Source organism: Streptomyces iconiensis (genome assembly GCF_028657195.3).
Taxonomy (GTDB): Bacteria; Actinomycetota; Actinomycetes; order Streptomycetales; family Streptomycetaceae; genus Streptomyces; species Streptomyces iconiensis.
This window is the reverse complement of record NZ_JANCPR020000008.1, coordinates 126,991-151,801: the sequence shown is the minus strand read 5'-3', so window position 1 is coordinate 151,801 and position 24,811 is coordinate 126,991. Positions and strand designations below refer to the sequence as shown.

General features: G+C 71.1%; 26 protein-coding genes and 7 tRNA genes. 11 read left to right on the top strand and 22 right to left on the bottom strand.

Annotated elements, in window-relative coordinates; genetic code table 11:
- Positions 1-28: 28 nt before the first annotated feature.
- The 6 genes from pdxT to pgsA form a co-directional block, all read right to left on the bottom strand.
- The gene (pdxT, locus tag NMN56_RS10355; protein WP_274038882.1) at positions 29-619 is read right to left on the bottom strand and encodes a pyridoxal 5'-phosphate synthase glutaminase subunit PdxT; all 591 of its coding nucleotides are present in this window, start codon (positions 617-619) and stop codon (positions 29-31) included.
- A 245-nt stretch (positions 620-864) separates the two neighbouring features.
- Positions 865-1,797 (bottom strand): pyridoxal 5'-phosphate synthase lyase subunit PdxS, encoded by a 933-nt coding sequence (gene pdxS, locus NMN56_RS10350; RefSeq protein ID WP_274038881.1) that lies wholly within the window; start codon positions 1,795-1,797, stop codon positions 865-867.
- A 317-nt stretch (positions 1,798-2,114) separates the two neighbouring features.
- Positions 2,115-2,663 (bottom strand): hypothetical protein, encoded by a 549-nt coding sequence (locus NMN56_RS10345; RefSeq protein ID WP_274038880.1) that lies wholly within the window; start codon positions 2,661-2,663, stop codon positions 2,115-2,117.
- Positions 2,664-2,684: 21 nt separating this feature from the next.
- Positions 2,685-3,857, bottom strand: a complete 1,173-nt coding sequence (locus NMN56_RS10340; protein WP_274038879.1) for a glycosyltransferase family 4 protein — start codon at positions 3,855-3,857, stop codon at positions 2,685-2,687.
- Positions 3,854-4,792: a phosphatidylinositol mannoside acyltransferase gene (locus tag NMN56_RS10335; protein WP_274038878.1), complete on the bottom strand. Its 939-nt coding sequence runs from the start codon at positions 4,790-4,792 to the stop codon at positions 3,854-3,856. Before NMN56_RS10335 ends, NMN56_RS10340 begins: the two co-directional genes overlap by 4 nt.
- The gene (gene pgsA / locus NMN56_RS10330; protein ID WP_274038877.1) at positions 4,789-5,511 is read right to left on the bottom strand and encodes a phosphatidylinositol phosphate synthase; all 723 of its coding nucleotides are present in this window, start codon (positions 5,509-5,511) and stop codon (positions 4,789-4,791) included. The genes NMN56_RS10335 and pgsA overlap by 4 nt, the downstream gene beginning before the upstream one ends.
- A gap of 221 nt (positions 5,512-5,732) precedes the next feature.
- Here pgsA and NMN56_RS10325 point away from each other — a divergent pair, with 221 nt between their 5' ends.
- On the top strand, positions 5,733-7,949 hold the full coding sequence (locus NMN56_RS10325; RefSeq protein WP_274038876.1) for an elongation factor G-like protein EF-G2: 2,217 nt from the start codon (positions 5,733-5,735) through the stop codon (positions 7,947-7,949).
- 125 nt (positions 7,950-8,074) lie between these two features.
- Entirely contained in the window at positions 8,075-9,745 is a 1,671-nt protein-coding gene (locus tag NMN56_RS10320) for a hypothetical protein (protein ID WP_274038875.1), read from the top strand.
- A 9-nt stretch (positions 9,746-9,754) separates the two neighbouring features.
- Here NMN56_RS10320 and NMN56_RS10315 read toward each other — a convergent pair whose 3' ends face one another.
- The 3 genes from NMN56_RS10315 to NMN56_RS10305 form a co-directional block, all read right to left on the bottom strand.
- Complete coding sequence (locus NMN56_RS10315) at positions 9,755-10,294, bottom strand: HIT family protein (RefSeq protein ID WP_274038874.1); 540 nt, start codon at positions 10,292-10,294, stop codon at positions 9,755-9,757.
- 93 nt (positions 10,295-10,387) lie between these two features.
- On the bottom strand, positions 10,388-12,367 hold the full coding sequence (thrS, locus tag NMN56_RS10310; protein ID WP_274038873.1) for a threonine--tRNA ligase: 1,980 nt from the start codon (positions 12,365-12,367) through the stop codon (positions 10,388-10,390).
- A 111-nt stretch (positions 12,368-12,478) separates the two neighbouring features.
- Positions 12,479-13,462, bottom strand: coding sequence for a hypothetical protein (locus NMN56_RS10305; protein ID WP_274038872.1), 984 nt, complete (start codon positions 13,460-13,462; stop codon positions 12,479-12,481).
- Positions 13,463-13,619: 157 nt separating this feature from the next.
- Here NMN56_RS10305 and NMN56_RS10300 point away from each other — a divergent pair, with 157 nt between their 5' ends.
- Positions 13,620-14,297, top strand: a complete 678-nt coding sequence (locus tag NMN56_RS10300; RefSeq protein ID WP_430542525.1) for a 3'-5' exonuclease family protein — start codon at positions 13,620-13,622, stop codon at positions 14,295-14,297.
- A gap of 52 nt (positions 14,298-14,349) precedes the next feature.
- Here NMN56_RS10300 and NMN56_RS10295 read toward each other — a convergent pair.
- The 4 genes from NMN56_RS10295 to NMN56_RS10280 all read right to left on the bottom strand — a co-directional run bounded on the left by NMN56_RS10295 (position 14,350) and on the right by NMN56_RS10280 (position 15,439).
- Positions 14,350-14,421, bottom strand: a tRNA-Val gene (locus tag NMN56_RS10295).
- 38 nt (positions 14,422-14,459) lie between these two features.
- Positions 14,460-14,930 carry an SRPBCC family protein gene (locus tag NMN56_RS10290; RefSeq protein ID WP_274038870.1) on the bottom strand — a complete coding sequence of 157 codons (471 nt, stop codon included), beginning with the start codon at positions 14,928-14,930 and terminating at the stop codon, positions 14,460-14,462.
- A gap of 79 nt (positions 14,931-15,009) precedes the next feature.
- Positions 15,010-15,081 (bottom strand) — tRNA-Val (locus NMN56_RS10285).
- A 46-nt stretch (positions 15,082-15,127) separates the two neighbouring features.
- Entirely contained in the window at positions 15,128-15,439 is a 312-nt protein-coding gene (locus tag NMN56_RS10280; RefSeq protein ID WP_430542520.1) for a TIGR02611 family protein, read from the bottom strand.
- 200 nt (positions 15,440-15,639) lie between these two features.
- Between NMN56_RS10280 and NMN56_RS10275 the strand changes: the two genes are divergently transcribed.
- Both NMN56_RS10275 and NMN56_RS10270 read left to right on the top strand, forming a co-directional pair.
- Positions 15,640-16,053 (top strand): SsgA family sporulation/cell division regulator, encoded by a 414-nt coding sequence (locus NMN56_RS10275; protein WP_026005227.1) that lies wholly within the window; start codon positions 15,640-15,642, stop codon positions 16,051-16,053.
- A gap of 207 nt (positions 16,054-16,260) precedes the next feature.
- A complete protein-coding gene (locus tag NMN56_RS10270; protein WP_274038869.1) occupies positions 16,261-16,830 on the top strand; it encodes a CGNR zinc finger domain-containing protein in 570 nt (189 codons plus the stop codon).
- 5 nt (positions 16,831-16,835) lie between these two features.
- On the opposite strand, the gene NMN56_RS10265 is transcribed toward NMN56_RS10270, so the two are convergent.
- Entirely contained in the window at positions 16,836-17,036 is a 201-nt protein-coding gene (locus tag NMN56_RS10265; RefSeq protein WP_274038868.1) for a hypothetical protein, read from the bottom strand.
- 201 nt (positions 17,037-17,237) lie between these two features.
- Entirely contained in the window at positions 17,238-17,741 is a 504-nt protein-coding gene (locus NMN56_RS10260; RefSeq protein WP_274038867.1) for a hypothetical protein, read from the bottom strand.
- A gap of 103 nt (positions 17,742-17,844) precedes the next feature.
- On the opposite strand from NMN56_RS10260, the gene NMN56_RS10255 reads away from it, so the two are divergent.
- Positions 17,845-18,360, top strand: coding sequence for a DsbA family protein (locus tag NMN56_RS10255; RefSeq protein WP_274038866.1), 516 nt, complete (start codon positions 17,845-17,847; stop codon positions 18,358-18,360).
- A gap of 64 nt (positions 18,361-18,424) precedes the next feature.
- Here the strand turns inward: NMN56_RS10255 and NMN56_RS10250 are convergent, their stop codons facing one another.
- The 3 genes from NMN56_RS10250 to NMN56_RS10240 form a co-directional block, all read right to left on the bottom strand.
- Positions 18,425-19,282, bottom strand: a complete 858-nt coding sequence (locus NMN56_RS10250) for a GNAT family N-acetyltransferase (protein ID WP_274038865.1) — start codon at positions 19,280-19,282, stop codon at positions 18,425-18,427.
- Positions 19,283-19,352: 70 nt separating this feature from the next.
- Entirely contained in the window at positions 19,353-20,174 is an 822-nt protein-coding gene (locus tag NMN56_RS10245; protein ID WP_274038864.1) for an aminotransferase class IV, read from the bottom strand.
- A 10-nt stretch (positions 20,175-20,184) separates the two neighbouring features.
- Positions 20,185-21,294 (bottom strand): chorismate-binding protein, encoded by a 1,110-nt coding sequence (locus NMN56_RS10240; RefSeq protein ID WP_274038863.1) that lies wholly within the window; start codon positions 21,292-21,294, stop codon positions 20,185-20,187.
- A 118-nt stretch (positions 21,295-21,412) separates the two neighbouring features.
- Here NMN56_RS10240 and NMN56_RS10235 point away from each other — a divergent pair.
- The 5 genes from NMN56_RS10235 (at position 21,413) to NMN56_RS10215 (ending at position 21,927) form a co-directional block, all read left to right on the top strand.
- Positions 21,413-21,485 (top strand) — tRNA-Gly (locus NMN56_RS10235).
- Positions 21,486-21,520: 35 nt separating this feature from the next.
- Positions 21,521-21,594: transfer RNA gene (locus tag NMN56_RS10230), tRNA-Cys, on the top strand.
- 1 nt (position 21,595) lies between these two features.
- Positions 21,596-21,667: transfer RNA gene (locus tag NMN56_RS10225), tRNA-Val, on the top strand.
- Between the two features lie 20 nt (positions 21,668-21,687).
- A tRNA-Val gene (locus NMN56_RS10220) sits at positions 21,688-21,759 on the top strand.
- Positions 21,760-21,855: 96 nt separating this feature from the next.
- A tRNA-Val gene (locus NMN56_RS10215) sits at positions 21,856-21,927 on the top strand.
- 86 nt (positions 21,928-22,013) lie between these two features.
- Here NMN56_RS10215 and NMN56_RS10210 read toward each other — a convergent pair.
- The 4 genes from NMN56_RS10210 to NMN56_RS10195 all read right to left on the bottom strand — a co-directional run bounded on the left by NMN56_RS10210 (position 22,014) and on the right by NMN56_RS10195 (position 24,620).
- Positions 22,014-22,325, bottom strand: a complete 312-nt coding sequence (locus NMN56_RS10210; protein ID WP_274039355.1) for a TFIIB-type zinc ribbon-containing protein — start codon at positions 22,323-22,325, stop codon at positions 22,014-22,016.
- A 70-nt stretch (positions 22,326-22,395) separates the two neighbouring features.
- A complete protein-coding gene (locus NMN56_RS10205) occupies positions 22,396-23,403 on the bottom strand; it encodes a phosphotransferase (RefSeq protein WP_274039354.1) in 1,008 nt (335 codons plus the stop codon).
- A gap of 521 nt (positions 23,404-23,924) precedes the next feature.
- Positions 23,925-24,134 (bottom strand): hypothetical protein, encoded by a 210-nt coding sequence (locus NMN56_RS10200; RefSeq protein WP_274038861.1) that lies wholly within the window; start codon positions 24,132-24,134, stop codon positions 23,925-23,927.
- 255 nt (positions 24,135-24,389) lie between these two features.
- A complete protein-coding gene (locus tag NMN56_RS10195; protein ID WP_274038860.1) occupies positions 24,390-24,620 on the bottom strand; it encodes a hypothetical protein in 231 nt (76 codons plus the stop codon).
- Between the last annotated feature and the right edge of the window lie 191 nt (positions 24,621-24,811).

Sequence of the window (24,811 nt, the reverse complement as noted above, 5' to 3'; positions counted from 1 at the left end):
TCAACGCCGAGATCCTACCGTCAGCGACTCAGCGTGCCGACCGCACCATCTCCGTGAACAGGGCGTGCACCCTGTGGTCCCCCGTCAGCTCGGGGTGGAAGGAGGTGGCCAGCAGGGCTCCCTGCCGTACCGCGACCGCGTGACCCTCGTACGCCGCCAGCGTCTCGGTGGCAGCGCCCGTCGACTCGACCCACGGTGCGCGGATGAACACGCCCTCGACCGGCGGGCCGTCCACGCCCGTCATGGCGACTGCGGCCTCGAAGGACTCGTTCTGCCTGCCGAAGGCGTTACGCCGCACGATCATGTCGATGCCGCCCACCGTCTCCTGGCCCGAGCGTGGGTCCAGGATCTTGTCGGCGAGCAGGATCATCCCTGCGCAGGAGCCGTACACCGGCATCCCGGCACGGACGCGGGCACGGAGGGGTTCCATCAGGCCGAAGGCCACCGCCAGCTTGGAGATGGTGGTGGACTCCCCGCCCGGGATGACCAGCCCCTCCACCGCGTCCAGCTCCTCGGCCCGCCGTACGGAACGGGGCCCGGCCCCCGACGCCGCGAGGGCTGCGAGGTGTTCGCGGACATCGCCCTGGAGGGCGAGCACGCCGATGGTGGGCTCAGACACGGTGCGGGTCCTTCTGGGATGCGGGGCCTATGGCCGGTGCACGGTGGACGGGGTGCGGGCGAGGTGCACGGGGTGCGGCGGCGCACCGCGGATGGGCGGCAGCGGCGTGGGCTGCCGGGCGTGGCCGGGTGGTGCGGGGTAGGGCGCCCCGCTGGGCCGCGCCGGGGGGAGGGAAACCGAAGCCGCCCCTGGCGAGCGCCTGGTACGCGCCCGTGAGCTGACCAGGGCCCGCCAGGGGCCGGGCGCTACCAGCCGCGGTTGGCGTAGCGCTCGCCCTCGGGGAGGGTGTCGCAGTTGATGCCGACCATGGCCTCGCCCAGGCCCCTGGAGACATCCGCGATGATCTTGGGGTCGTCGTGGAAGGTGGTGGCCTTCACGATGGCGGCAGCCCGCTTGGCCGGGTCGCCCGACTTGAAGATCCCGGAGCCGACGAAGACGCCCTCGGCGCCGAGCTGGCGCATCAGCGCCGCGTCGGCGGGAGTGGCGACGCCACCGGCAGAGAACAGGACGACCGGCAGCTTGCCCAGCTCCGCGACCTCCTTGACCAGCTCGTACGGAGCCCGCAGCTCCTTGGCCGCCGCATACAGCTCGTTCCTGTCGAGGACGGTGAGCTTGCCGATCTCGCTCTTGATCTGCCGCATGTGGCGCACGGCCTCGACCACGTTCCCCGTGCCCGCCTCGCCCTTGGAGCGGATCATGGCGGCGCCCTCGGCGATACGGCGCAGGGCCTCGCCCAGGTTGGTGGCGCCGCAGACGAACGGCGTAGTGAAGGCGAACTTGTCGCTGTGGTTGGTCTCGTCGGCCGGGGTGAGGACCTCGGACTCGTCGATGTAGTCCACGCCGAGTGCCTGGAGTATCTGTGCCTCGACGAGGTGGCCGATACGGGACTTGGCCATGACGGGGATGGAGACGGCGTTGATGATGCCGTCGATCATGTCCGGGTCGGACATCCTGGCCACGCCGCCGTCCTTGCGGATGTCGGCGGGTACGCGCTCCAGGGCCATGACGGCCACGGCGCCCGCGTCCTCGGCTATCTTCGCCTCTTCCGGTGTGACGACATCCATGATCACGCCGCCCTTGAGCTGCTCGGCCATGCCGCGCTTGACGCGCGCCGTGCCGGTCTCGGGGCTCGCGGAAGAGGCGGAAGACGCTGCGGTGGCAGTGGACGGAGATGACACGGTGCGACCTCACTCGACGGGGTAAGTACGGCGGGGCCCTGATGGGTCCGTATCCGTACGGTCGCCGATCCGGGCCGCCCGGAAAAGGGCCAATCACCGGGCTGTGGCCTGCGTTCCCGCACCGGAGGGTGCGGGGCCTGCGGTTCCCTCCCAGGGACGAGCCGCGGCCCGCGTCCCGTCACCCCGCGCTGCCCATGCGCCGGTCACAGAGCTGTGGCCCGCGCCCGGGCCCCCCGGCGGCTCGGCTCGGGCGGACCCTGTCCGCTGCGCCCGGGGTCACATGCACACGTGCACAGCGGACCGGCTGCGGCCCGCCCCTACTGCGCCCTGTCGGCCAGTACGGGCGGAGGGCCGTCGTCCATCTCGAACGCCAACGGGAACGGCGCGTGCCCCGCCAGCCGGAACCAGCGCACCTTCCGGTGCCGCCGCAGCGCACGCGCGGCCCGTACGGAGTCGTTGTGGAAGCGCCGTGCCATCGGCACCCGGCGTACGGCGGCGGCCAGTTCGCCGGCCGTCTCGTCCCCTCCTGGCGCGGCCCGTACGGCCTCCACCTGCGCACTCTCGGCGAACACGGCGCGCAGCGCCTGGCTCAGTTCGCTCTCGGCGACCTCACGCTGCTCCTCCTCGGCCTGCCGCGCGTCGTGCGCTGCCTGGTAGAGGACGATCGAGGCCGCGGGGTCCAGCACCCCGGCCGTGGCCAGCTCCTGTGCGATCGAGGCTCGGCGCAGCAGCTGCGCGTCGAGCGCCGCCCTGGCCGCGTCGATACGGGCGTGCAGCCGGTCCAGGCGGCCCGCTGTCCAGCTGAGGTAGACGCCGATCAGCAGCAGTGCGACGGCGATCCAGATGAGTGTGGTGAGCGTGGGCATCGTGGTATCGGTCCTCGGTCGTCAGTCCCGGGCCAGGCCGAGCCGCGCGCGCAGCCCGATGCGTTCGTCGGGCGCCACGGAGGCGGCGCCGTCGGCGACGGTCTCGTACACGGCGAGGATGTCGGCGCCCACGGTGCTCCAGTCGAAGCGCCGCACGTGCCGTGTGCCGCGTGCGCGCAGTTCGGCACGGCGCTCGGGGTCGGCGAGCAGGCTGACGGCAGCGGTGGCGAGCGCGTCGGCCTGTTCGTTGGGGAACAGCTGGCCCGCCGCTCCCCCGTCGAGCACCTGCTCGAAGGCGTCCAGGTCGCTGGCGAGCACCGGCGCCCCGGCCGACATCGCCTCGACGAGGATGATGCCGAAGGACTCACCGCCCGTGTTGGGTGCCACGTACAGGTCGACGCTGCGCAGCAGCCGTGCCTTGTCCTCGTCGCTGACCATGCCGAGGAACTCCACGCTCTCGCGCATCTTCTCCGGCAGGGAGGCGACGGCCTCCTCCTCGTCGCCCCTGCCCGCCACCAGCAGCCGGGTGCCCGGGGCCTCCTCCAGGATCCGGGGCAGCGCCTTGATCAGCACCGGAAGTCCCTTGCGTGGCTCGTCGATACGGCCGATGAAGCCGATCGTGCGGCCCTCGGGGCCGCCCTGCCACTCGCTCTTGGGTTCGGCGCCGGCGAAGAAGTCCACGTCGACACCGTTGGGGATGGTGACGGCGTCCCCGCCAAGGTGCTCGACAAGGGTGCGGCGCGCGTACTCGCTCACGGCGATACGGGCGCTGATCTTCTCCAGCGCCGGCTGGAGGATCGGATACGCCGCGATCATGATCCGGGAGCGCGGGTTGGAGGTGTGGAACGTGGCGACGATCGGGCCCTGCGCCGACCAGCAGGCGAGCAGCGCCAGCGAGGGCGTGGCCGGCTCGTGGATGTGCAGTACGTCGAAGTCGCCCTCGTGCACCCAGCGGCGTACGCGCGCGGCCGAGAGGAAACCGAAGTTGAGCCGTGCGACCGAGCCGTTGTACGGGACGGGTACGGCCCGGCCCGCCGAGACGACGTACGGCGGCAGGGGGGTCTCGTCGTCCGACGGCGCGAGGACGGACACCTGATGCCCGAGTCCGATCAGGTGCTCGGCCAGATCGCGGATGTGGAACTGGACGCCACCCGGTACGTCCCAGGAGTACGGGCAGACGATGCCGATCCTCATCCCTCCCCCTTACCCCTGGCCCCGGTCTCCGCGCCGGAGGACGGTTCCAGGTCCGCGACCCACAGCCGCTGGAGCATGTGCCAGTCCTCCGGGTGTTCGGTGATCCCCGACGCGAAGACATCGGCGACGGTCTGCGTCATGGCCGCCACCCGCTCCCTGCGCCCCTCGATGTCGGGCACCTCGACGGGCGGATGGACGCGGCCCTTCATGACGGGGGTCTCGTCGTACCACAGCGTCACCGGCAGCAGCAGCGCGTTGGTCTGCTGCGCCAGCATCGCGGGGCCACCCGGCATCCGCGCGGTCTCGCCGAAGAACTTCACCTCGATACCGCCCGCCGACAGATCGCGGTCGGCGACCAGGCACACGAACCCGCCGGCCCGCAGCCTGCGCGCCAGGGTGCCGAACGCCGAGCCGCCCGCGTGCGGCAGCACCTCCATGCCCAGGCCCTCGCGGTAGGCGACGAACCTGTCGTACAGCGACTCGGGCTTGAGCCGCTCGACGACCGTCGTGAACGGCGTCTTCAGCGCGGTCACCGCCCAGGCGCCCGCCAGGTCCCAGTTGGCCATGTGCGGCAGCGCGAGGACCACACCGCGGTCGGAGGCGAGCCCGTCCGTCAGATGGTGCAGCCCTTCGATCTCGACGCCCTCGTTGATGCGCCGCTCGCTCCAGGAAGGCAGCCGGAAGGACTCCATCCAGTAGCGCATGTACGAGCGCATCCCGGCGTGCGAGAGCCTGCGCAGATACGCCGTCGACGCGTCGGGCACCACGCGTGCGAGGTTGGACTCCAGCCTGGTCACGCCCTTGCCGCGGCGCTTCCACGTGGTGTCGGCCACGCGCCGTCCGAGCGCGGCAGCCGCGGGTTCCGGCAGCTTCCTGACCCCCGCCCAGCCCAGCCCGTAGAGCCCGTCGGTGAGCCGGTCGCGCGCTGTGCTCACGCGGTCCTCCCCTTCTCCTGCCCGGCAGCGGGCGCTTCCCGCGCGCCGTCCCCGCCGTCCCCTTCGGCTTCGCCCCCGGCTGACGGCGCGTCGGCCTCGGCCGCCTCCCGGCGTACGGTCACCACACGCTGGCCGAGTGTGACGGCGCTGCCCGCCGCCACCACCCACAGCGCGACCGGCAGCAGCACGTCGATATAGGGGACGCCGAAAGTCAGCTCGAAGCCTGAGAGGCCCGCGAGAACCAGCGTGATGACCAGCCGCTCGGCCCGCTCCACCAGCCCGTTGACGTTCACGGGCAGGCCGATGCTCTCGCCCCGCGCCTTGGTGTACGACACGACCTGGCCGCTGGCCAGACAGAAGAGGGTGACCGCGCACAGCGTGAGGCTGTCGCCCCGGCCCGCGTACCAGAGCGCGATGCCGGCGAAGATCGCGGCGTCCGCCACCCGGTCGAGCGTCGAGTCCAGGAAAGCGCCCCATCTGCTGGAACGCCCCAGCTGCCTGGCCATGTTGCCGTCGACCAGGTCCGAGAAGACGAACAGCGTGATCACGACGGTGCCCCAGAAGAACTCGCCCATGGGGTAGAAGACCAGCGCGCCCGCCATCACTCCCCCGGTGCCGACCAGGGTGACGGCGTCGGGGCTCACCCCCAGGCGCAGCAGCATCGCGGCGAATGGCGTGAGGACACGCGTGAAGAAAGCACGCGCGTACTTGTTCAGCATGGCCGTCCCGAAGGGTCGTGAGTGAGCCGCATGGCGATGTGGCCATCGGCTGGCCCATCGTAGCCACGCGACGGCGGCGCTCCGCGCACACCGTCCGGTAGCGCCCTGTTCAACGTATGGACGCCTTCCCGCGGCGGTGGAAAGCTCGAAGAACCGTGGTCTTCGCGATCCCTGGGCCCCTTCGGCGTGGTCCAGCAGGTGTCAACCGGAAGGCGGGACACATGGCCGACAAAGCGAACGCACACCCCGGAGCCGCCGGCAGGGCAGCGGCGGCCGACCATCCCGCTTCCATACGGAACGTGGTACTGGTCGGCCACAGCGGAGCGGGAAAGACGACCCTCGTCGACGCTCTCGCCCTCACCGCGGGCGCCGTGAACCGGGCGGGCAGGGTGGAGGACGGCGGCTCCCTGTCCGACTACGACGAGATCGAGCACAGGCAGCAGCGCTCCGTACAGCTCTCGCTGGTGCCACTGAACTGGAACAGCATCAGGATCAATGTGCTGGACACCCCCGGCTATGCCGACTTCGTCGGGGAGCTGCGGGCCGGGCTACGGGCGGCGGATGCCGCCCTTTTCGTTGTCTCGGCAGCCGATGGAGTGGACGGCGCGACCCGCCTCGTGTGGGAGGAGTGCGCGGCCGTCGGCATGCCGCGCGCCATCGTCATCACCCATCTCGACGCGGCCCGTGCCGACTTCGACGAGATGACAGCACTGTGCCAGCGCGTCTTCGGCGGCGACGACCCCGACGCCGTCATCCCCCTCTACCTCCCCCTCGAAGGCCGGCGGCGCGCGGACGGCAGCGCACCGGTCACGGGCCTCGTCGGGCTGCTGACCCAGCGCCTCTTCGACTACTCCTCGGGCAGCCGCACCGAACGCGAGCCCGGCGAGGAGCACACCGGGCTCATCGCGGAGGCCAGGAACCGGCTCATCGAGGGCATCATCGCGCAGAGCGAGGACGAGACCCTGATGGAGCGCTACCTCGGCGGCGAGGAGTGCGACGTCAAGACCCTCGTCCAGGACCTGGAGAAGGCCGTCGCGCGCGGCGTCTTCCACCCGGTGCTCGCCGCTGCTCCGGCCGCCGACGGTGGCCGGCAGGGCCTCGGCACGGTCGAGCTGCTGGAACTGGTCACGGGCGGCTTCCCGACACCGGAGGAGCGCGAGATACCCGAGGTCACCACCCCGCTCGGAGCGCCACGGCCCCGGCTCAGCTGCGACCCGGCGGGGCCGCTCGCTGCCGAGGTGGTCAAGACCTCCTCCGACCCGTACGTGGGACGCGTCTCTCTCGTACGCGTCTTCTCCGGCACCCTCCGCCCCGACGAAACCGTGCATGTCTCCGGGCACGGCCTGGAGGGCAGGGACCCCGAGGACCGGTCCCTGCACGAGCTGGACGAGCGCATCGGCGCACTCTCGGCCCCCTTCGGCAAGCAGCAGCGCGCCCTGGACAAGGCCATAGCCGGCGACCTGGCGTGCGTCGCGAAGCTGAGCCGCGCCGAGACCGGCGACACCCTCTCGGCCAAGGACGATCCGCTGCTCATGGAGCCCTGGGTCATGCCCGATCCCCTGCTGCCCGTCGCCATCCAGGCACACAGCAAGGCAGACGAGGACAAGCTCTCCCAGGGGCTTGCCAGGCTGGTCGCCGAGGACCCGACCATGCGCCTGGAGCAGAACCCCGACACCCATCAGCTCGTCCTGTGGTGTCTGGGCGAGGCCCACATGGATGTGGCGCTGGAGCGGCTGCGTACGCGCTACGGCGTCCAGGTCGACACGGTTCCGCACAAGGTGTCCCTGCGCGAGACGTTCGCCGCGCCGGCAACGGGAAGGGGACGGCACGTCAAACAGTCCGGCGGACACGGGCAGTTCGCGATCTGCGAGATCACGGTCGAACCCCTGCCGGGCGGCTCGGGCATCGAGTTCGTCGACAAGGTCGTGGGCGGCGCCGTGCCCCGCCAGTTCATCCCGTCCGTCGAGAAGGGCGTACGCGCCCAGGCGGCCAAGGGCGTCGCGGCCGGCTCCCCGCTGGTCGATGTGCGCGTCACCCTGTCCGACGGCAAGGCGCACTCCGTCGACTCCTCGGACGCCGCCTTCCAGACCGCGGGAGCGCTCGCCCTCCGTGAGTGCGCCAACCAGGCCGGCGTCCATCTCCTCGAACCGGTCGCCGAACTGAGGATCGTGGTCGCCGACGACTACGTGGGCGCCGTCATGAGCGACCTGTCGGGGCGGCGAGGCAGGGTCGTGGGCACGGAACAAGCGGCGGACGGAAGCACGCTGGTGCGCGCGCTCATCCCCGAGATCGAGCTGAGCAGATACGCGGTGGACCTGCGTTCCATGTCCCACGGAACGGGCAGATTCTCCCGTACGTACGCACGTCACGAACCCATGCCCCAGCAGCTCGCGGCCAAGATCCTCGAAGAGGAGGGCAGTACGACGAACGGCCGCTGACGACACTAGGCTGGGACAAGATGTGTGCCGACCACGGCAGTTGGGAAGCCGTCGTGGTCGGCGGCACTTCCGCAAGCAGGCCCGGGCGTGGCGCCGCGAGCAGATCCGAGCGAAGTGGGGGCCCAGTGGCCGGGTTCGACGATTCCAGCGGTGCCGACGCGGCATCCGACTTCAGGCCAGGCGCACAGATCCCGCTCTCCGGAGCGGCCGGACAGACAGCCGCCACCCAGGCCCTCGCCTCGGCGGCCTACCGCGACGACGCGGTGGAGAAGCTGATCGCCATCAACGAAGAGGCCGAGTTCAAGAAGCCCAGGATCTCGCTGTTCGAACCCAACCTGGGCGAGGCGTTCTCGCGCGCGATACAGACCCGGCTGCTCGGCGGCGCCCGCAACCCGCTCATCCAGTCCTTCGGCATCGAACCCCAGACCGTGGTCGAGCACTGCCTCGCCGCCACCCGCGTACGCAAACAGCGCGACTCCCAACTGACCCTGGTCATGGTCCTGTTCGGGATCCTGTTCCTGCCCGGTGTGCTGCTGTGGCTGGGCGCCTTCCAGCTCCGCCGTACGATCGCGGGCTCCAAGGACAAGCGGGCGGGCGCCTTCGGCATGGTCGCCATGGTCGCCGTGGGCGCGCTGATCGTTCTCTTCGCCATCAAGCTGCCCTTCGGCGGCTTCTGGGCCCTGTATCTGCGGGCCATGCTCATCACGCCCGTGATCGGCTGGCTGTGGGCCAAGCAGATCTGTGAGCGCTACGCCAAGGATCTGCGGGGCCGCTGGTCCGGCCTGCTGGGCGGCGGCGGGGTCGGCGCGAAGATCCCCGAGGCGGTGCCCCAGGACCCGGGCGACGCGGGCGCCGAACGCATCCGGCTCGGGCTCGCGAAGGTGGCCGCCGAGCAGGCCAGCAACCTCGTCTACTACGCCGGCCCCAAGGGGATACTCGGCATGGGCACCCGCTGGGGCAGCTGGCAGCTCGCCGAGGAACTCGTCCCGGCACAGGGCGAGGACGACATCAACCCCTTCCGCAGCTGGGACGTCGTCCGCGCCATCCACGACCAGCTGCGCCTGCTGGAGCGCGGCCCCCTGCACACCGGCGGCTTCCCGACCCCCTCGATACGGCACTGGATCGTCTCGCCCATCGCCGAGAAGGCCAAGGCCGTCAAGCGCCCCGAAGGACAGGAGGTCGAGGGCTACCGCATCAGGGACTTCGAGATACAGCGCATCTGCAACGAGCAGCAGTTCGGCGCGGGCAACAGGCACTACCTCGGCGTCCAGTTCGTGCTCTGGGACGGACAGCTGGTCATCACGCTGCTGATCACCGTGACGGTGCTGCACCACACCCTGCGCATCGAGGTCACGGGCCATGCCCTCGGCCCCGTGCACGGCCTGTTCATGGGCGGCCCGTCGGCGAAGACCAAACAGGTCGCCAAGAGCGTGAAGTTCTGGGAGACCAGGACGGTCAAGCTGCCGCTGGTGGAGCCCAGGGAGGTCGTACGCCTCACGGCCCGCGCGCCCCTCACCTGGTTCCCGCCGGTGCTGGACTACCTCGGCGGCAAGCTCGCCCTGCCCGAACCCTTCGGGCTGCGGCACGCGTGGGCGGACAAGCCGTGGCGCCACCGCTTCATGGCCGACGACGCGCTCCGTGCGGCGACCCCGGTGCTACGGGTCGTACACGGAGCCGCGATCAAGGTACTGGCGGAGAACGGCTGCGACGTGGAGAAGTTCGGCAGCCGCTCCCTCAACCTCAGCGGCGCCGTACAGGACCCGACGCCGAAGAAGGCCGACTCGTACGACGCCTGACCGGCAGCCTCACCAGGCTTCGGCGAGCATCGCCCTGGTGTCGGCGAGGAGCTGGGGCAGCACCTTCGTATGGCCGACGACGGGCATGAAGTTGGTGTCGCCTCCCCAGCGCGGCACCACGTGCTGGTGCAGGTGCGCGGCGATCCCGGCACCGGCGACAGTGCCCTGGTTCATCCCGAGGTTGAAGCCGTGCGCGCCCGAGACCCGGCGCAGCACGGTCATCGCCCGCTTGGTGAACTCCGCCAGCTCGGCGGTCTCCACCTCGGTCAGCTCGGTGTAGTCCGCGACATGCCGGAACGGGACCGTCATGAGGTGGCCGCCGTTGTAGGGGTAAAGGTTGAGCACCGCGTAGACCTGCTCGCCCCGCGCGATGATCAGCCCGTCCTCGTCGGATTTCTCCGGGATCGCACAGAACGGGCACCCCTCTTCGGAGCCGGGGCCACTCGGCTTGTTCTCGCCCTGGATGTACGCCATGCGGTGCGGGGTCCACAGGCGCTGGAACGCGTCCGGCGTTCCCACTCCGATCTGCTGCTCCGGCTCACTCGTCATGCGGCCCAGCTTATTCCCACGGGGTGTTACGCATGATGAGGGGCAGCCCCGGTGAGCTGCCCCTCATGGAACCCCGCAGTCGCGGGGTGCGGCTCACACCTGCACGCGGCGCTCCACCACGTCCAGGATCTCCGCGATCGCCTCGTCCTTCGGAACCCCGTTCTTCTGGGACCCGTCCCGGTACCGGAAGGAGACAGCGCCGTTGGCGATGTCCTCGTCACCGGCGATCACCATGAACGGCGTTTTGGCCTTCTGAGCGTTACGGATCTTCTTCTGCATCCGGTCGGACGACGAGTCCACCTCGACCCGCAGCCCCTTGGCCTTCGCGGCGGCGGCGAACTCGTCCAAGTACGGCACGTGGTCGTCGCTGATCGGGATGCCGACCGCCTGCACCGGGGCCAGCCACGCCGGGAACGCGCCCGCGTAGTGCTCCAGCAGCACCGCGAAGAACCGCTCGATGGACCCGAACAGCGCCCTGTGGATCAGCACGGGCCGCTGGCGGGAGCCGTCAGCAGCGGTGTACTCCAGGTCGAACAGCTCCGGCATGTTGAAGTCGAGCTGGATCGTGGACATCTGCCAGGTGCGGCCGATGGCGTCCCGCGCCTGCACGGAGATCTTCGGCCCGTAGAACGCGGCGCCGCCCGGGTCGGGGGTCAGCGGGAGGCCCTGCTTCTCGGCCGCCTGCCGCAGGACCTCGGTCGACTCCTCCCAGACCTCGTCCGACCCGACGAACTTCTCCGGGTCCTTGGTCGACAGTTCCAGGTAGAAGTCGTCCAGGCCGTAGTCGCGCAGCAGGTTCAGCACGAAGGTGAGCAGCGAGTCCAGCTCGGTCGCCATCTGCTCCCTGGTGCAGTAGATGTGCGAGTCGTCCTGGGTGAAGCCCCTGGCCCGGGTGAGGCCGTGCACCACGCCGGACTTCTCGTACCGGTAGACCGTGCCGAACTCGAAGAGCCGCAGGGGCAGTTCCCGGTACGAGCGGCCCCGCGCGTCGAAGATCAGGTGGTGCATGGGGCAGTTCATGGGCTTGAGGTAGTAATCGGTGCCCTCGTCCAGCTGCATGGGCGGGTACATGCCGTCCGCGTACCAGTCCAGGTGGCCCGACTTCTCGAAGAGCTTCGCCTTGGTCGCGTGCGGGGTGTAGACGAACTCGTACCCCGACTCCTCGTGCCGCTTGCGGGAGTAGTCCTCCATGACCCGGCGCACGGTGCCACCCTTGGGGTGGAAGACCGCGAGGCCCGAGCCGATCTCCTCCGGAATGGAGAAGAGGTCCAGCTCGGTGCCCAGCTTGCGGTGGTCACGCTTCTCGGCCTCGGCGAGGAACTCCAGGTGCGCCTTCAGCTCTTCCTTGGAGGGCCACGCGGTGCCGTAGATCCGCTGGAGCTGCGGATTGCGCTCGCTGCCCCGCCAGTAGGCCGCCGCCGAGCGCATCAGCTTGAAGGCCGGGATCATACGGGTGGTGGGCAGGTGCGGACCCCGGCACAGGTCCTTCCAGCACAGCTCGCCGCTCTTGCGGTCGAGGTTGTCGTAGATCGTCAGCTCGCCGCCGCCGACCTCGGCCGAGGCCCCGTCCGCCGCGTCGGAGGCGTTGCCCTTGAGGCCGATCAGCTCCAGCTTGTACGGCTCGTCCGCCAGCTCCTCACGCGCGTCCTCGTCGGTGGTGACCCGGCGGGAGAAGCGCTGGCCCTGCTTCTGGATCTGCTGCATCTTCTTCTCGATGCGCTTGACGTCGTCCGGGGTGAAGGGCTCGGCGACATCGAAGTCGTAGTAGAAGCCGTCCTTGATGGGCGGGCCGATGCCGAGCTTGGCCTCGGGGAAGAGGTCCTGCACCGCCTGGGCCATGACGTGCGCGGTGGAGTGGCGCAGGATGGCCAGCCCGTCGTCGCTGGTGATGTCGACGGGCTCGATCACCTCACCGTCGGCCGGCTCGTAGGCGAGGTCCTTCAGCTCGCCCCCGGCGCGCGCCGCGATCACGGAGCGCTCGCCTTCGAAGAGGGCGGCGGCCGTAGTGCCCGTCGTCACCACGCGCTCTTCCCGCTCGGAATCGCGTTGGATGGTCACGCGGACATCTGACACCGGTCTCTCCTGACTCTTGCCTGGGATACGCGGCCGTCACCGCGCGGTCGAATCGTACCGAGCCGGTGGCCCCGACCGCGAAACGGTTTACGGGCAGCCCTCGCCTGCCTCTCAGCCGCCGGGCACGCATTCCGGTCCTTGCGGCCCGTTTCCCGGCCCGTGGGGCCCGCTTCCCGGTCCGTACAGTCCACGCTCGAACCCGTCGAGCCCGCCCCGTAGCGACTTCAGCAGCCGCTCCCTGGCCGCATCAGGGAGCGGCACCGGCGTGACCCCGTGCGCCCCCGTGATGCGACGGAAGCCGCCGCCGCTCTCCAGCACGCCGCTCACCCGCAGCGGAAGCCCCGCGAGGTGGGCGTGCACGGCCGTGCGGTACGCCTCCTCGTCCAGCCGCGCCCGCACCTGCGTCACCTCGGCGCCCGCGAGCACCCGCAGCCGCACGGAGCCCGGCCCCGCGGGCTCGGCCCGGCGCAGCCGCACCACGGCACCGGTCACGCGTACGGGCACGGAGGGCTCGTCCCGCATGTAGCGCCGCCCGGCCTGCTCCAGCGCGGGGATGTCGCCCGGGGTGAAGACCACGGGCGCAGGCCGCTCGGGACAGCCCTCGGGCGCACCGGCGGTACGGGACCAGACGACGGTGATCCGTACGCCCTCGGTGCCGCGCACCAACTGGTGCACGGCGTCGGTCAGTTCCTGGCAGACGCCGCGTTCGACGGCCGCGTCGAACGCCTCCATGGCGCCGGTCGCGCGGTAGCGGCACACGGCGTCGGCCGTCGCGCGCAGGGCCCGGCAGAGCACGACGAGCGCGCGCCGCTGTCCTTCGCCCGCCGCCGGTATCCGTGCGGTCAACTGCCGCCCGCCACGCCCCTCTTCGGGCCCCTCGTCGAACGTGGCACGCTCCGCGTACGCGTGTGCGTGCTGTTCCCTGCGCGCTCCGTGGTATCCGGTGCGCTCGCGCGCGGCCAGTGCTCCCGCGCACAGCATGGCCCGGGCTGCCGCCGCCAGCTTCTGCCGGGCACGCCAGGCCGCCGCTCTGTTGCTGTCAGGCAGCTCGCGCCGCCAGTGGATCTCATCGCCGTCGTCGGCGCCGACTCGCATCAGGGTCTCCGTCTCCGGGCCGTTCCCTCCCTGTCTCCTGACCGTGGAACGGGACGGCAAACTGCCGTGGTTGGCCGCGTACGCGCTGCGGTATCACCTGCTCGTGGCCGTACTGCTGTACGGGCCTCGGATGCACGGGAAATCGGGAGAGCGGCCGATGGACTACTGGTACGAGGCACCGCTGGCGGCCTTCGCGCTGCGCTCGGCGGGGCCGCCCGTCGAGGACGACAGGATCGACTCTGCCGCGCTGGTGACGCAGCCCGCGCACGACGCCCCGTTCGGGGTGCGGGAGTGGCCGGTGGGCGCGGCCCGCAGGCAGGGCGAGGCGATGGAGAAGGTGGCCCGCGCGCTGACGGTGCACTGGCGGGCCGGTACGCCACTGGTCGTGGCGGACGCGCCGTACGCCCTGACGCTGCTGGACCGCGAGTTGCACAGGACACGCGGCGCGCGGCTGACGGACTATCTCGCCCTCTCGTCACTGTGCGTGCTGGACCCGCGCGTCCTGGACCACCACCTCGACCGCGCGCGTCCCGTGTCCCGTTCGCTCCCCGAACTGTGCGCGCGCTACGGCGTTCCGGAGCCGGATACCGGGACCGGGGCAGGCACCGGGTCAGCGGGCGACGCGACGGCGGCACTGCGTGTGGTGCGGCGGCTGGGGAGCGGCTTCGCGCCGCGGCTCTCCCGCCTGTCCCCCGCCGAACTGCACACGCTCCAGGCGGTCTGGTACGCGGCCCAAGCGCACGGCCCCACACCCTGGTTCGCGCTCGGCAGCGCGGGGCGCACCGTCCGTCCCGCCTGGCCGCTGCGCATGGAAAAAGGCCGCTCCGCCGGATGACGGTGCGGCCTCTTCGGTGGCTGCTTCTTCAACTTCTTCAACGAACCAGGGGTGGGCGATACTGGGTTCGAACCAGTGACCTCTTCGGTGTGAACGAAGCGCTCTTCCGCTGAGCTAATCGCCCCGGCCCGCCCGCTCTTGGCGCTGCGGCACGTGCAGACACTACAACGGCTCTCGCTCTTCATCCAAACCCCTTCTCAGCAGCTCGCGCAGGCCCCGCCGCCCACCGCGCATCATCAGCGCGTGGTTGGCGCGGAAGAGAGGCCGTGCGGGCACGGCGAGCAAGCGCATCAGCGGCTTGCGCACCTCGACCTCCTGCTCGAAGAGCGCGACGGTGCCTCCGCCGTACGCGCGCACCGTCCACCGGGCCCACCCCTCCAGATCGCCCGCCATGCTGATCTCCAGCACTCCCGCATCGGGATCGCGCCGCGTCATGCGCACGGTGAGGTCGAGGTAGTAGGGCAGCACGGAACGGATGCGACCGGTCCCGGACCGTTCGCCGGCCGGGGCCACGGCCCGTACCTGCGGCCACCACAGCGGGTAGTCCTCGGCCCTGCTGAGCACGGCGTACACCCGCGAGCGCTGCGCCGGGAGCGTCCACACGCTCCGGAAGCGGTAGTGGTTCGGTCTCATCGGTTCACCTCCGGAGTCGATGAGACGGGACAACAGCAGGGGCCCGGAAGCTGTTCGGCTTCCGGGCCCCTGTGCGCTGTGGGCGATACTGGGTTCGAACCAGTGACCTCTTCGGTGTGAACGAAGCGCTCTTCCGCTGAGCTAATCGCCCGCTGGCCCGCACAAGGTTACCGCATGTCAACGGGTGCCCAGGACCATCAGTCGAGCTTCTTGCGCTCCCGCCGCAGCTCCCTGCGCCGCTTCCACCACTGCGTCCCCTCGTGCAGCTTCCGCTTGGTCCAGCGCAGCACGTGCTGGGCCCAGATGAACTCGGTGGCCCACACGGCCATGCCTCCGAAGATCACCAGCCAGCCGGGGCCGGGCAGGACCAGCATGACGACTCCGGCGACCACGATGGCCAGGCCGACCAGGAAGATCCCGACCCGCCAGCTCAGATGCAGTGGCCGCGAAGCCTGGATGAAGTCGGGGGCCCGGGAGCCGAGCGGCTTCACGTCACTCTCCGCACTCATAGGGGACAAGGTACCCGACCCCTTTCCCTCACGACGGGTCACTGAATTGGCGGCACTCCGAAAATCCCACAAGAGCCCTACGAAGGGGTTGGTTCCGTACAAATCAGTCAGAGGGGTTTACAACCGGCGCGTAGGTGGCATGTCGATTGCGCCGACGTGCGAACCCCCGAGCGCACACTGAGCGAAAGGCCCTGGCGCTTATGAACACAACGGTGAGCTGTGAGCTGCACCTGCGCCTCGTTGTTTCGAGCGAGTCCTCACTGCCTGTACCCGCGGGCCTGCGGTACGACACGGCGGACCCCTACGCCGTGCACGCCACCTTCCACACCGGTGCCGAGGAGACCGTGGAGTGGGTCTTCGCCCGCGATCTCCTCGCCGAGGGCCTCCATCGGCCCACGGGCACCGGGGACGTCCGTGTCTGGCCGTCCCGCAGCCACGGTCAGTCCGTGGCCTGCATCGCCCTCAGTTCCCCTGAGGGCGAGGCCCTGCTCGAAGCCCCGGCGCGGGCGCTGGAATCCTTCCTGAAGCGAACCGACGCGGCCGTGCCACCCGGTACCGAACACCGTCACTTCGACCTCGACACCGAGCTCTCGCACATTCTCGCCGAGAGCTGAGACCGCCGGTCACCGCAGCCGTCCGACTCGGGGCGACGGCTCGCGGGGCCCGGCAGGCCGTGTGCCCGCCGCACTTCGTGTACGGCACACAGCGACGCCGCCGCCGCGTACGTACTCGTACGCGGCGGCGGCGTCGCCGCGCTCCGGAGCGGCTAGGCTCTTCCGGCATCAGCCGGAGGATGTCCCCAGACACGGCAGGAGCGATCCGTGCAGATCAACCACGACACCCGGTGCGCACTCGACCAGTCGGTCGACCTCCTGAACACCATGGCGGACGGCGAGACCCCTGACGCGCTGGCCTCAGTCGCCGATCTGCGCGCCTACGTCCGGCGCAACGCGGTCAGCGACGTCGGCCCCCTCACCGAGGACGACCTGGCGGCCGTACGTGCCGTGCGCGAGCGCTTCGAGAGAGTGTTCGCCGCGGACGACTCCCGTACGGCGGCCGAGCTGATCAACGCGCTGGTCGCCGAGGCGGGTACGACGCCGCAGCTCACCGACCACGACGGCTACGACTGGCACGTGCACTACTTCGCGCCCGGTGCCTCGGTCGCACAGCACCTCGCGGCCGACGGCGGCATGGCGCTGGCGTTCTTCCTCGTCTCCGGGGAGCGCGACAGGCTGCGCCGGTGCTGCGCGCCGGACTGCCGCCGCGCCTTCGTCGACCTGTCACGCAACCGCTCGCGCAGGTACTGCGACAGCCGCACCTGCGGCAACAGGCTGCATGTGGCCGCCTACCGTGCGCGGCAGCGCGAATCGGCCGGCGCCGCGCGCGGCTGAGCAGTTCACAGCACCAGGAGGTCATGGGCGCCCGTGAGGGCCAGAAGGAGCCCGATGACCGCGAGGAAGAGCATCAACGGGGGTTGGGAGAGTGCGTAGAGACACCCCTTGGGCTCGGTGAGCGCGGGCGGCTCGTCGGCGGGGGGTACGGCTGCGGTGGCGGGCGGCTCGTCGAGCTCGATCGCGGAGTTCGGCGTCGTGTCCATCTCGCGGTGATCATGTCGCAGGGGTGGGGCCTGCGGCAGACAACACGCCCCTTTTGACGTGGAGTTCACGAAAAATCACGCCGCGAAGGCGAGCGCGTGCTAGACGCCGGGAACCGGGCATTCGGAACGTGCGGCTGTTCCTGCCCCGCGAGCCTGCCGGACCGTGCCCGCAGGAGGGCAGGGGCCCGGGGCCCCGCGGGTTCAGATGCCGTGCTTTTTGAGGATGGCCTCGATGTCGGAGAAGTCCTCGTCCCCGCCCGAGGAGCCCGGCTTCTTCGCCTTCGCCGGAGGGTTCGCGGGGGCCTGGGAGGCGCCGGAGCCGAGTGAGGGTGCGCCGGCCGCCGGCTCGGTGGCCTGCCGCTGGTCGGCGCGCGCCGCCGCGCGGCGCTCCTTGCGGCCGGCGCCGGAGGACCCGGCGGCGCGGCCACTGGCGAAGCGTGCGATCACGTAGAGCACGACGGCGCAGGCCAGCACCCCGAAACCGGCCCAGACCGTGGGCTTGAGCACGAGGTCGGCGGCCCAGGTGCCGACCGCCTTGCCAATCTTGCCGGCGAGGCCCACCAGGCCCGACATCGCCAGCCCGACGGGCAGCAGCGAGACGGCGGCGATGCGCGTCGCGGCGACGAAGCGGCGGCGCCACGCCGTGAGGAACGCGACGGCGAGGCCCGCGGCGGAGAGCGCGGCACAGACGGTCGTGGTGAGCATGCCTCCATCCTGTCACCGTGCGGACGGTAGAGGCCATGTCCCGCCTGCCGGTTCAGGGACATCTCGGGGTCGGAGCCCGTCTCAGGGCTGAGAGACTGTCGCCATGGACGAGAACGCCGCCTCCGAGGCCACACGCCCCGTGCTCGACGTCTGGTGCGAGCTCCAGTGCCCCGACTGCCACCGGGCCATGTCCGACGTGCACGCGCTGCGCGAGCGGTACGGGGACACGCTGGAGATCCGCTTCCGGCACTTCCCCCTGGAGCGGCACAAGTACGCCTACGCCGCCGCACAGGCCGCCGAAGAGGCGTATGCGCAGGGGAACGGGCCCGCCTACGAGGAGGCGGTGCTCGCGCGCACGCGGGATCTGGGCGAGCGCGGCGAGGAGGTACTGATCGAGGTGGCCCGCGAACTGGGCCTGGATTCCGAGGAGTTCGAGACCGCGCTGATCGACGGCAGGCATCTGCTGGCCGTCGACGCCGACCAGGCCGAGGGCAAGGCGATCGGGGTGACCGGCACGCCGACGTATGTGATCGCCGGCGAGCGGCTGGACGGCGGCAAGAGCCAGGAGGGGCTGCGCGAGCGCATCGAGTCCCTCGCGGACGGGCTGCTGGGCCGCTGACCCCTCCCCCGCCGCCTCCCGGTCACTGCTCTTGCGCCCGGCTGCACGCAGCAGGGCATGGGGCTCAGAGCAGCGGTTTCGCGTAGAAGCGCTCCACCGTGCGGTAGCCCAGCGACGTGTAGAGCCGCTGGGCGCGGGGGTTGTCGGTGAAGACGTTGAGGCCCAGGCAGGGCTTTCCGGCGTCGAGGCACTCGCGCTCGGCGGCCAGCATCATCGCGCGGCCGTGGCCTTCGCCGCGTCGTTCCTCGCGCACCTCGATGTCGAAGATCCAGGCGTCCACGTCGGTACGCGGCAGGTTGCGGTAGCTGATCCAGACCGTGCCGACGTCGTCTCCCGCGTGGGTGAGGGTGAGCAGCGATGTGTCCGGGGTCGAGGCGCCGTCCGGGAGCTGGGCGAAGCGCGTCGCCTCCATCTTGGCCCCGGCCTGTTCGCGGGTGAACCCACGCGCCATCTGCTCCCTGACGAACGTGTCACGGCCGTGTGTCCACCAGTCGGGGAACTCGGCGTCCGTCATGGCGCGTACGGTGCTGCCTGGCGGCAGATCGGGGCGCTCGCTCAGCGGCTTGACCATGTTGCGGTTGCGTTCCTGGTAGCCGAGCGCGTCCAGCAGGTGCGGGGCCGCGTGGCCCGCCTCCTCGCCCGCCTCGGGGTCGAGCGGAACGCTGGTCTCCACGCGGGAGCAGCCCCAGTTGCGCAGGATCTCCTCGGCCGCGAGCGCGGCGACGGTGCCCCTGCCCCTGCGCCGCTCGCCCTCATCGACGGTCAGACCGCCCATCCGGCCGACCGGCTGCCCTGAGCGCGGGTCGCAGACGAGGCGTACGGCGCCCACGGGGCGGGAGTTGACACAGATCTTGTACGTGCGGGAGCGCACACCGTCATCGGCGCGGTGCTCGGGCCCCGTCGGGCGCAGGGTGGTGGTCACGTCGGTGTTCTACCCCGCCCGAACGGCCGCCGTCACCCGGTTTTGCGAGCGCGGGCCCTCCCTGGGGCGCCTACGGGTCGATGTCGGCGGCTGAGCGCTCCTCGAAGACGCGTACGGCCTTGGCGGTGACGGGGCCGGGCGCTCCGGGCAGCGTGCGGCCGTCGAGGCGGGCGACGGGCTGTACGTCGCGGAGGCTGGAGGTCACAAAGATCTCCTCGGCCCGTTCCAGCACGTCCATCGGCATCTCGGTCTCGCGCGCTCCGGCCCACTCGACGGTCAGGGCGCGGGTGATGCCGGCGAGGCAGCCGGAGGAGAGCGGTGGTGTGTGCAGTTCGCCGTCGAGCACGACGAAGACATTGGATCCCGTGCCCTCGCACAGCTGTCCGTGCGTGTTGGCGAACAGGGCCTCGGTGGCGGCCTGTTGGCGGGCTCGGGCGAGCGCGACCACATTCTCCGCGTAGGAGGTGGTCTTCAGACCCGCGAGTGCGCCGCGTTCGTTGCGTGTCCAGGGGACGGTGATGACGGAGGTCGTGTCGGGCCTGCGGCTGGCCTCGCCGAGCGCGACGACGAGCGTGGGCGTCGCCTCGCCCCTGTCGGACCCCAGCGGCGAGAGGCCGCCGGTGTAGGTGATGCGCAGCCGCCCGCGGCGCATGGGATTGGCCGAGGTGACGGCGGCGCACGCCCTGCGTACCTCGTCGAGGTCGGGCTCGGGCAGGCCGAGTCCGCGTGCCGAGGTCGCGAGCCGGTCCAGGTGGCGGGTGAGGGCGAAGGGGACGCCCTCGGTGGTCTTGATGGTCTCGAAGACGCCGTCACCCGTCGTCAGCCCGTGATCGAGCACGGAGATGTGCGCGCTGTGCGCGTCCCGCAGTCCGCCGTCGAGCCAGATCTTCATCTCGTTCACCTCATGGAGCTGTTCGGGGCCGGACGGTCACGGTGTCCGGCGCCGGGCCGCGCGTCTCGTACCCCCCTGACGCTACCGCGAGCAGCCTGGACGCCTTGAGCTCGGTCTCCTGCCACTCCTGTTCCGGGTCGGAGCCCCAGGTGATCCCCGCCCCGGTACCGAAGCGCAGTACGGGGGGCGCGGCGCCGTCACGTTCGATCCAGAAGGTCCGTATGCCGACGGCCAGCTCGGCGGTACCCCGGTCGGCGTCGACCCAGCCGATGCCTCCGCAGTACGGGCCGCGCGACGCGGTCTCCAGCTCGCCGATGATGCGCAGAGCACTGGACTTGGGTGCTCCCGTGACGGAGCCGGGCGGGAAGGTGCCCGCCAGCAGCCGGGCCCAGCCACCGCGCCCGGAACCGCCCGCTTCCGCGAGTTCACCGCGCACGGTGGAGACGAGATGGACGAGCCCGGGGTGCGGCTCGACGGCGCAGAGGGCGGGGACGGTGATGCTCCCCGGGGCACAGACCCGGCCGAGATCGTTGCGGACCAGGTCCGTGATCATCACGTTCTCGGCGTGGTCCTTCTCCAGGAGGTCGGCCTCCGTACGCCCCGTGCCCTTGATCGGTCCGGACTCGACGGTGTACCCGTCGCGGCGCAGATACAGCTCGGGAGAGGCCGTCGCGATCTCGATGCCGTGCGCGGGAAGGCGCACGGTGCCCGCGTACGGCGCGGGATTGCCCCGGGCGAGGAGCGCGGTGAGCTGGTCGATGTCGCTCGCGGACGGCTCCGGGTCGGGGAGCGGAGCGGTCAGTACGCGGCAGAGGTTGGCCTGATAGACGTCGCCCGCCGCTATGGACGTACGTATACGGCGTACGCCTTCGGTGTAGGCGGCATGATCGAGTGAGCTGGTCCAGGCCGCGGGTGCGGGGCCCTGCCAGCGACCTGGCACGGGCCGGGGAACGGGCGCGGGCCGTACGTCTCCGAAGCGGGCACAGCGCAACCCGCCCTCGAAGTCCGCGATCACGGCCCACCAGCCGTTCGAGTCCAGCGCCTCGGGGTCGCTGGTGACATCACGCAGGTCGGTGGCGAGGCTTCCGCCGAAGCGGGCGAGCGGGGTCAGATCGGACACGGGAGCGAGTCTATGGGGGGCGACTGCGCGGCCACGCTGCGGAAACGGAATTTGAGCTGGCCCGGGAATCAGCTAAAGTTCAACACGTCGCCGGAACGCACAAGCGAACCGGGGCCGCGCGGACGTAGCTCAGTTGGTAGAGCGCAACCTTGCCAAGGTTGAGGTCGCCAGTTCGAACCTGGTCGTCCGCTCGAAGTGGGGGATCTTCCCGAACCCCCACGCTCCTGGTGGAGTGGCCGAGAGGCGAGGCAACGGCCTGCAAAGCCGTCTACACGGGTTCAAATCCCGTCTCCACCTCCAAGGACGATTAGCTCAGCGGGAGAGCGCTTCCCTGACACGGAAGAGGTCACTGGTTCAATCCCAGTATCGTCCACTGGTCCGCAAGGACCTCCCGCGCGGTTAGCTCAGCGGGAGAGCGCTTCCCTGACACGGAAGAGGTCACTGGTTCAATCCCAGTACCGCGCACGCTTTACCGGCTGGGGGTTCGGGGGTCGTCCCCCGGAGAACCACAGCGACGGCTGGGGGTTCGGGGGTCGTCCCCCGAGAGCCACAGCACCGCATGGACGATTAGCTCAGCGGGAGAGCGCTTCCCTGACACGGAAGAGGTCACTGGTTCAATCCCAGTATCGTCCACACATGAAGAGGGCCCCGGCCGTATCGGCCGGGGCCCTCTTCGTCTGTTCCTGGCCTGTCTGTTCTTGGGGCTCAGGACGCGGGGCTCAGGAGGAGAAGAGCATCCGTCCGAAGCCCTTCTTGTGGCCGTGGTGGCCGTGCTGGCCGTAGTGCCCCTGGTGGCCGTGCGAACCCTGATGCGGGGCGCCCCACGCGGGTCCGGCCGGGTAGGACTGCGGACCGCCGGGCGGGGGGCCTGGCTGCGGGGGGCCGGGCTGGGACCACTGGGCCTCCATCCTGGTGAGGGCCTCCAGTTCGCCGTAGTCAAGGAAGATTCCGCGGCAACCGCCGCACTGCTCTATCTGGACGCCGTTGCGGTTGTACGTGCTCATCGGCGCACCGCACTTGGGGCACTGCATCATCGTCGTCTTCCTCTCTCACCGGTCGCGCGGGCTGCCCGGCTCCCGGTTCTCACGGTCGGGCACCAGCCTACGGCCCCTGGGGAGCGGGCAGTTCGGAACGGGCGTTGAGGGCGGCGATCCTGGCGCACGCGTCGACGCACGCCTCCTCGGCCTCGTCCAGCGCACGGGCCGCCGTACGGGCCTTCGCGATCGCGAGCGCGGCCGTCTGCGCCGTCAACGCGGCGGCCGGCGCTTCGAGATCGGGCCACGGGTCGCCGAACTCCCGCGTCTCCGCTGCCTCCCTGGTGCGCGCGTAGGCGCCGAGGAAGCGTTCCCAGTCGGACGGCGGCAGCAGCCCTGTGGCGTACCAGGAGGCGGGGCGCGCGAGATCCCAGGCGGGGTCGCCCAGGCCGAGGTCATCGACGTCGATCAGGTGCCAGGGGCCGTCGGGTGCGGGGTGGCGGACGAGCTGGCCGAGGTGGAAGTCGCCATGGCACAGGGCAGTGGCGCGGGGCGGCGGAGCCTCGTCACGGCACCAGGCCGGCAGCGAGGCCCAGGCCCGCTCGACAGCGGCTGCTGCCGACGTGTGCGCCACCGGTACGCCGGCAGCGCCTGCCCGCCGCATCCGCGCGAGGGCCCTGGCGGCTTTGGCGGGGCCGCGCATGAGCGGTACGGGCGTGGGCAGTTGCGGGCGCGGCGCCGTGTGGAGCCGGGCGAGCAGCGCGCCCGCCGCCTCCCATGGCGCTGCCTCTGGGCGCGCAGGGTCCACGGGGGTCCCGTACGGCCACACGCTCGCCGGGCGGCCGTACGGCAGCGCCGTGAGAGGCAGGCGCGAGGGCGCGGTCGCGGGCGGGGGCCCGTACGGCATGGGCGGGGAGGGGAACTCGGACCGGACGTCGGGCGGAGAGGCGGGCGGGGACGCGGGCGGGAGGAGGATGCCGGCGTGGGCTGGGTGGGCGGCCAGGGCGATCCGGGTGGCCAGGGCCGAGGTGTCGGCGTCCGGTGCGTGGGCCTTGGCGACGAGGTGGCCGACCCGTACGACGGTGCCGTCCGGGCGGTCGGCGAGCGTACCCACGCCTCCTTCTTCCACGGTCACCGTACGGTCGGCGCGGCCCTCGCGGTCGGCGCGGTCCGCGCGGTCAGCGCGGCCGGCTTCCGGCGGGACGTAGGCATGTGCGAGGGCGCAGAGAGCGTCGTGGAGACGGGAGTTCACGCGTGGCACCCGGGCCCGTCGTCGCCGCGACGTTCCCACTGGACCAGGCCGCCGGGGCACGGGAGGCACTCGCCCGCAGGGCGCACGTGGGGAAGGTCGTCATGCGGCCCGTCTCCGCGTACGCCTTCGAGTCCGTCTCCGCGTACGCGGGTGCGGTAGGCGGTGACGGGGACAGGCAGGGCGGCGCGGCGCACGGGGCTCCTCGGCTGGGGAGCGTCCAGGCTACGGGCGGAACCGGGGTACGGGGCGCGGGGGTTGGGCGCCGGTCGGGAAGCGGACACGCGACGGCCCGGGCAGCTCCCCAGCTGCCCGGGCCTCGTGCCGTCCGCCGCACCCCCGTCCCCACGGGGCTGTTCAGCCGGAAGTCCCCGACCTGGTCCGCTCCACCAGGCCCGGGGCCCCGCTCAGGACCCCAGCATTCCGGCCACGGACGACGCCTGTGTGATCACCATCTGTGCCCAGCCCGAGACGAAACCGAGCACGATGGCCAGCGGCAGCACCATCGCGGCTGCCACCAGCGGATGCCGACGGCCACCCGGACGGGTGCCGAAGGCAGCGAGCGCTGCCAGCTTTCCCTGTCCTCTGGGCGCCGGGCGCCCCGCGGTGATCGCCATGATCCGCTCCTGTCGTGGTCTGGGGGCGGCGGGCGTCTGACCTCGGGGGACGAGTGCTGCGCCCGCCGCTTGAGAACAACATTAGGCATCGCGAGGAAGCAGGGCGTCATGCGCGCGTATCGACTCCTGGGCCTCCCCCAGGATGACGAGGCGTGCCGACGGCTACTCCCCAGGGTGGAGGTCCGCTCACCCGTCCCGGGGTCATCCCCCAGGGGACGCCGGGGGGCCGGCCTCCGTCGCAGGTCAGCCGGGGGGCTACGGGACCGCGTCCCCGCGCGGCACCGGGTGCTCCACGAGGGCCAGTACGCGGCCGGCCATGAAGCGCCCGGTCCGCACGACGGAGCCGGTCCTGGTGACTTCGCTCACTTCGACGACCCCCCTGCGGACCTGCGTCTCTATCCTCCGGCCCGCTCGGGAGGCCACCATCTCGTACGTTCGTGTGGAGTCACCGGTGTCTATGACGATCTCCACCCAGTCGCCCTTCACTCCGTCAATCCCCCTTCCGTGACGGCGCATTGGCCCCGCAGGGCGGGGCGTGGCGGCGCGCGGACAGGCGCGTCCGCCTGACTCCCAGTCTTCCACCGGGCTCTGACATTCCGGCTGTCGCCGCGTGCGCGGCCTATCGTCGCCACATGGCGGCAGTCCGTAAGCTGTCGTCGTCAGACGGACCGGTCAGC

What these genes read in the sequence shown, in the direction of transcription:
- NMN56_RS10210 (WP_274039355.1), bottom strand. Translation starts at nt 22,325, where the DNA reads ATGCAGTGCCCCAAGTGCGGTGCGCCGATGAGCACGTACAACCGCAAC.
- NMN56_RS10290 (WP_274038870.1), bottom strand. Translation starts at nt 14,930, where the DNA reads ATGAGACCGAACCACTACCGCTTCCGGAGCGTGTGGACGCTCCCGGCG.
- pgsA (WP_274038877.1), bottom strand. Translation starts at nt 5,511, where the DNA reads ATGCTGAACAAGTACGCGCGTGCTTTCTTCACGCGTGTCCTCACGCCA.
- NMN56_RS10305 (WP_274038872.1), bottom strand. Translation starts at nt 13,462, where the DNA reads ATGCGAGTCGGCGCCGACGACGGCGATGAGATCCACTGGCGGCGCGAG.
- NMN56_RS10280 (WP_430542520.1), bottom strand. Translation starts at nt 15,439, where the DNA reads ATGAGTGCGGAGAGTGACGTGAAGCCGCTCGGCTCCCGGGCCCCCGAC.
- NMN56_RS10275 (WP_026005227.1), top strand. Translation starts at nt 15,640, where the DNA reads ATGAACACAACGGTGAGCTGTGAGCTGCACCTGCGCCTCGTTGTTTCG.
- NMN56_RS10265 (WP_274038868.1), bottom strand. Translation starts at nt 17,036, where the DNA reads ATGGACACGACGCCGAACTCCGCGATCGAGCTCGACGAGCCGCCCGCC.
- NMN56_RS10315 (WP_274038874.1), bottom strand. Translation starts at nt 10,294, where the DNA reads ATGACGAGTGAGCCGGAGCAGCAGATCGGAGTGGGAACGCCGGACGCG.
- NMN56_RS10255 (WP_274038866.1), top strand. Translation starts at nt 17,845, where the DNA reads ATGGACGAGAACGCCGCCTCCGAGGCCACACGCCCCGTGCTCGACGTC.
- NMN56_RS10200 (WP_274038861.1), bottom strand. Translation starts at nt 24,134, where the DNA reads ATGGCGATCACCGCGGGGCGCCCGGCGCCCAGAGGACAGGGAAAGCTG.
- NMN56_RS10345 (WP_274038880.1), bottom strand. Translation starts at nt 2,663, where the DNA reads ATGCCCACGCTCACCACACTCATCTGGATCGCCGTCGCACTGCTGCTG.
- NMN56_RS10260 (WP_274038867.1), bottom strand. Translation starts at nt 17,741, where the DNA reads ATGCTCACCACGACCGTCTGTGCCGCGCTCTCCGCCGCGGGCCTCGCC.
- NMN56_RS10245 (WP_274038864.1), bottom strand. Translation starts at nt 20,174, where the DNA reads ATGAAGATCTGGCTCGACGGCGGACTGCGGGACGCGCACAGCGCGCAC.
- NMN56_RS10340 (WP_274038879.1), bottom strand. Translation starts at nt 3,857, where the DNA reads ATGAGGATCGGCATCGTCTGCCCGTACTCCTGGGACGTACCGGGTGGC.
- NMN56_RS10300 (WP_430542525.1), top strand. Translation starts at nt 13,620, where the DNA reads ATGGACTACTGGTACGAGGCACCGCTGGCGGCCTTCGCGCTGCGCTCG.
- NMN56_RS10325 (WP_274038876.1), top strand. Translation starts at nt 5,733, where the DNA reads ATGGCCGACAAAGCGAACGCACACCCCGGAGCCGCCGGCAGGGCAGCG.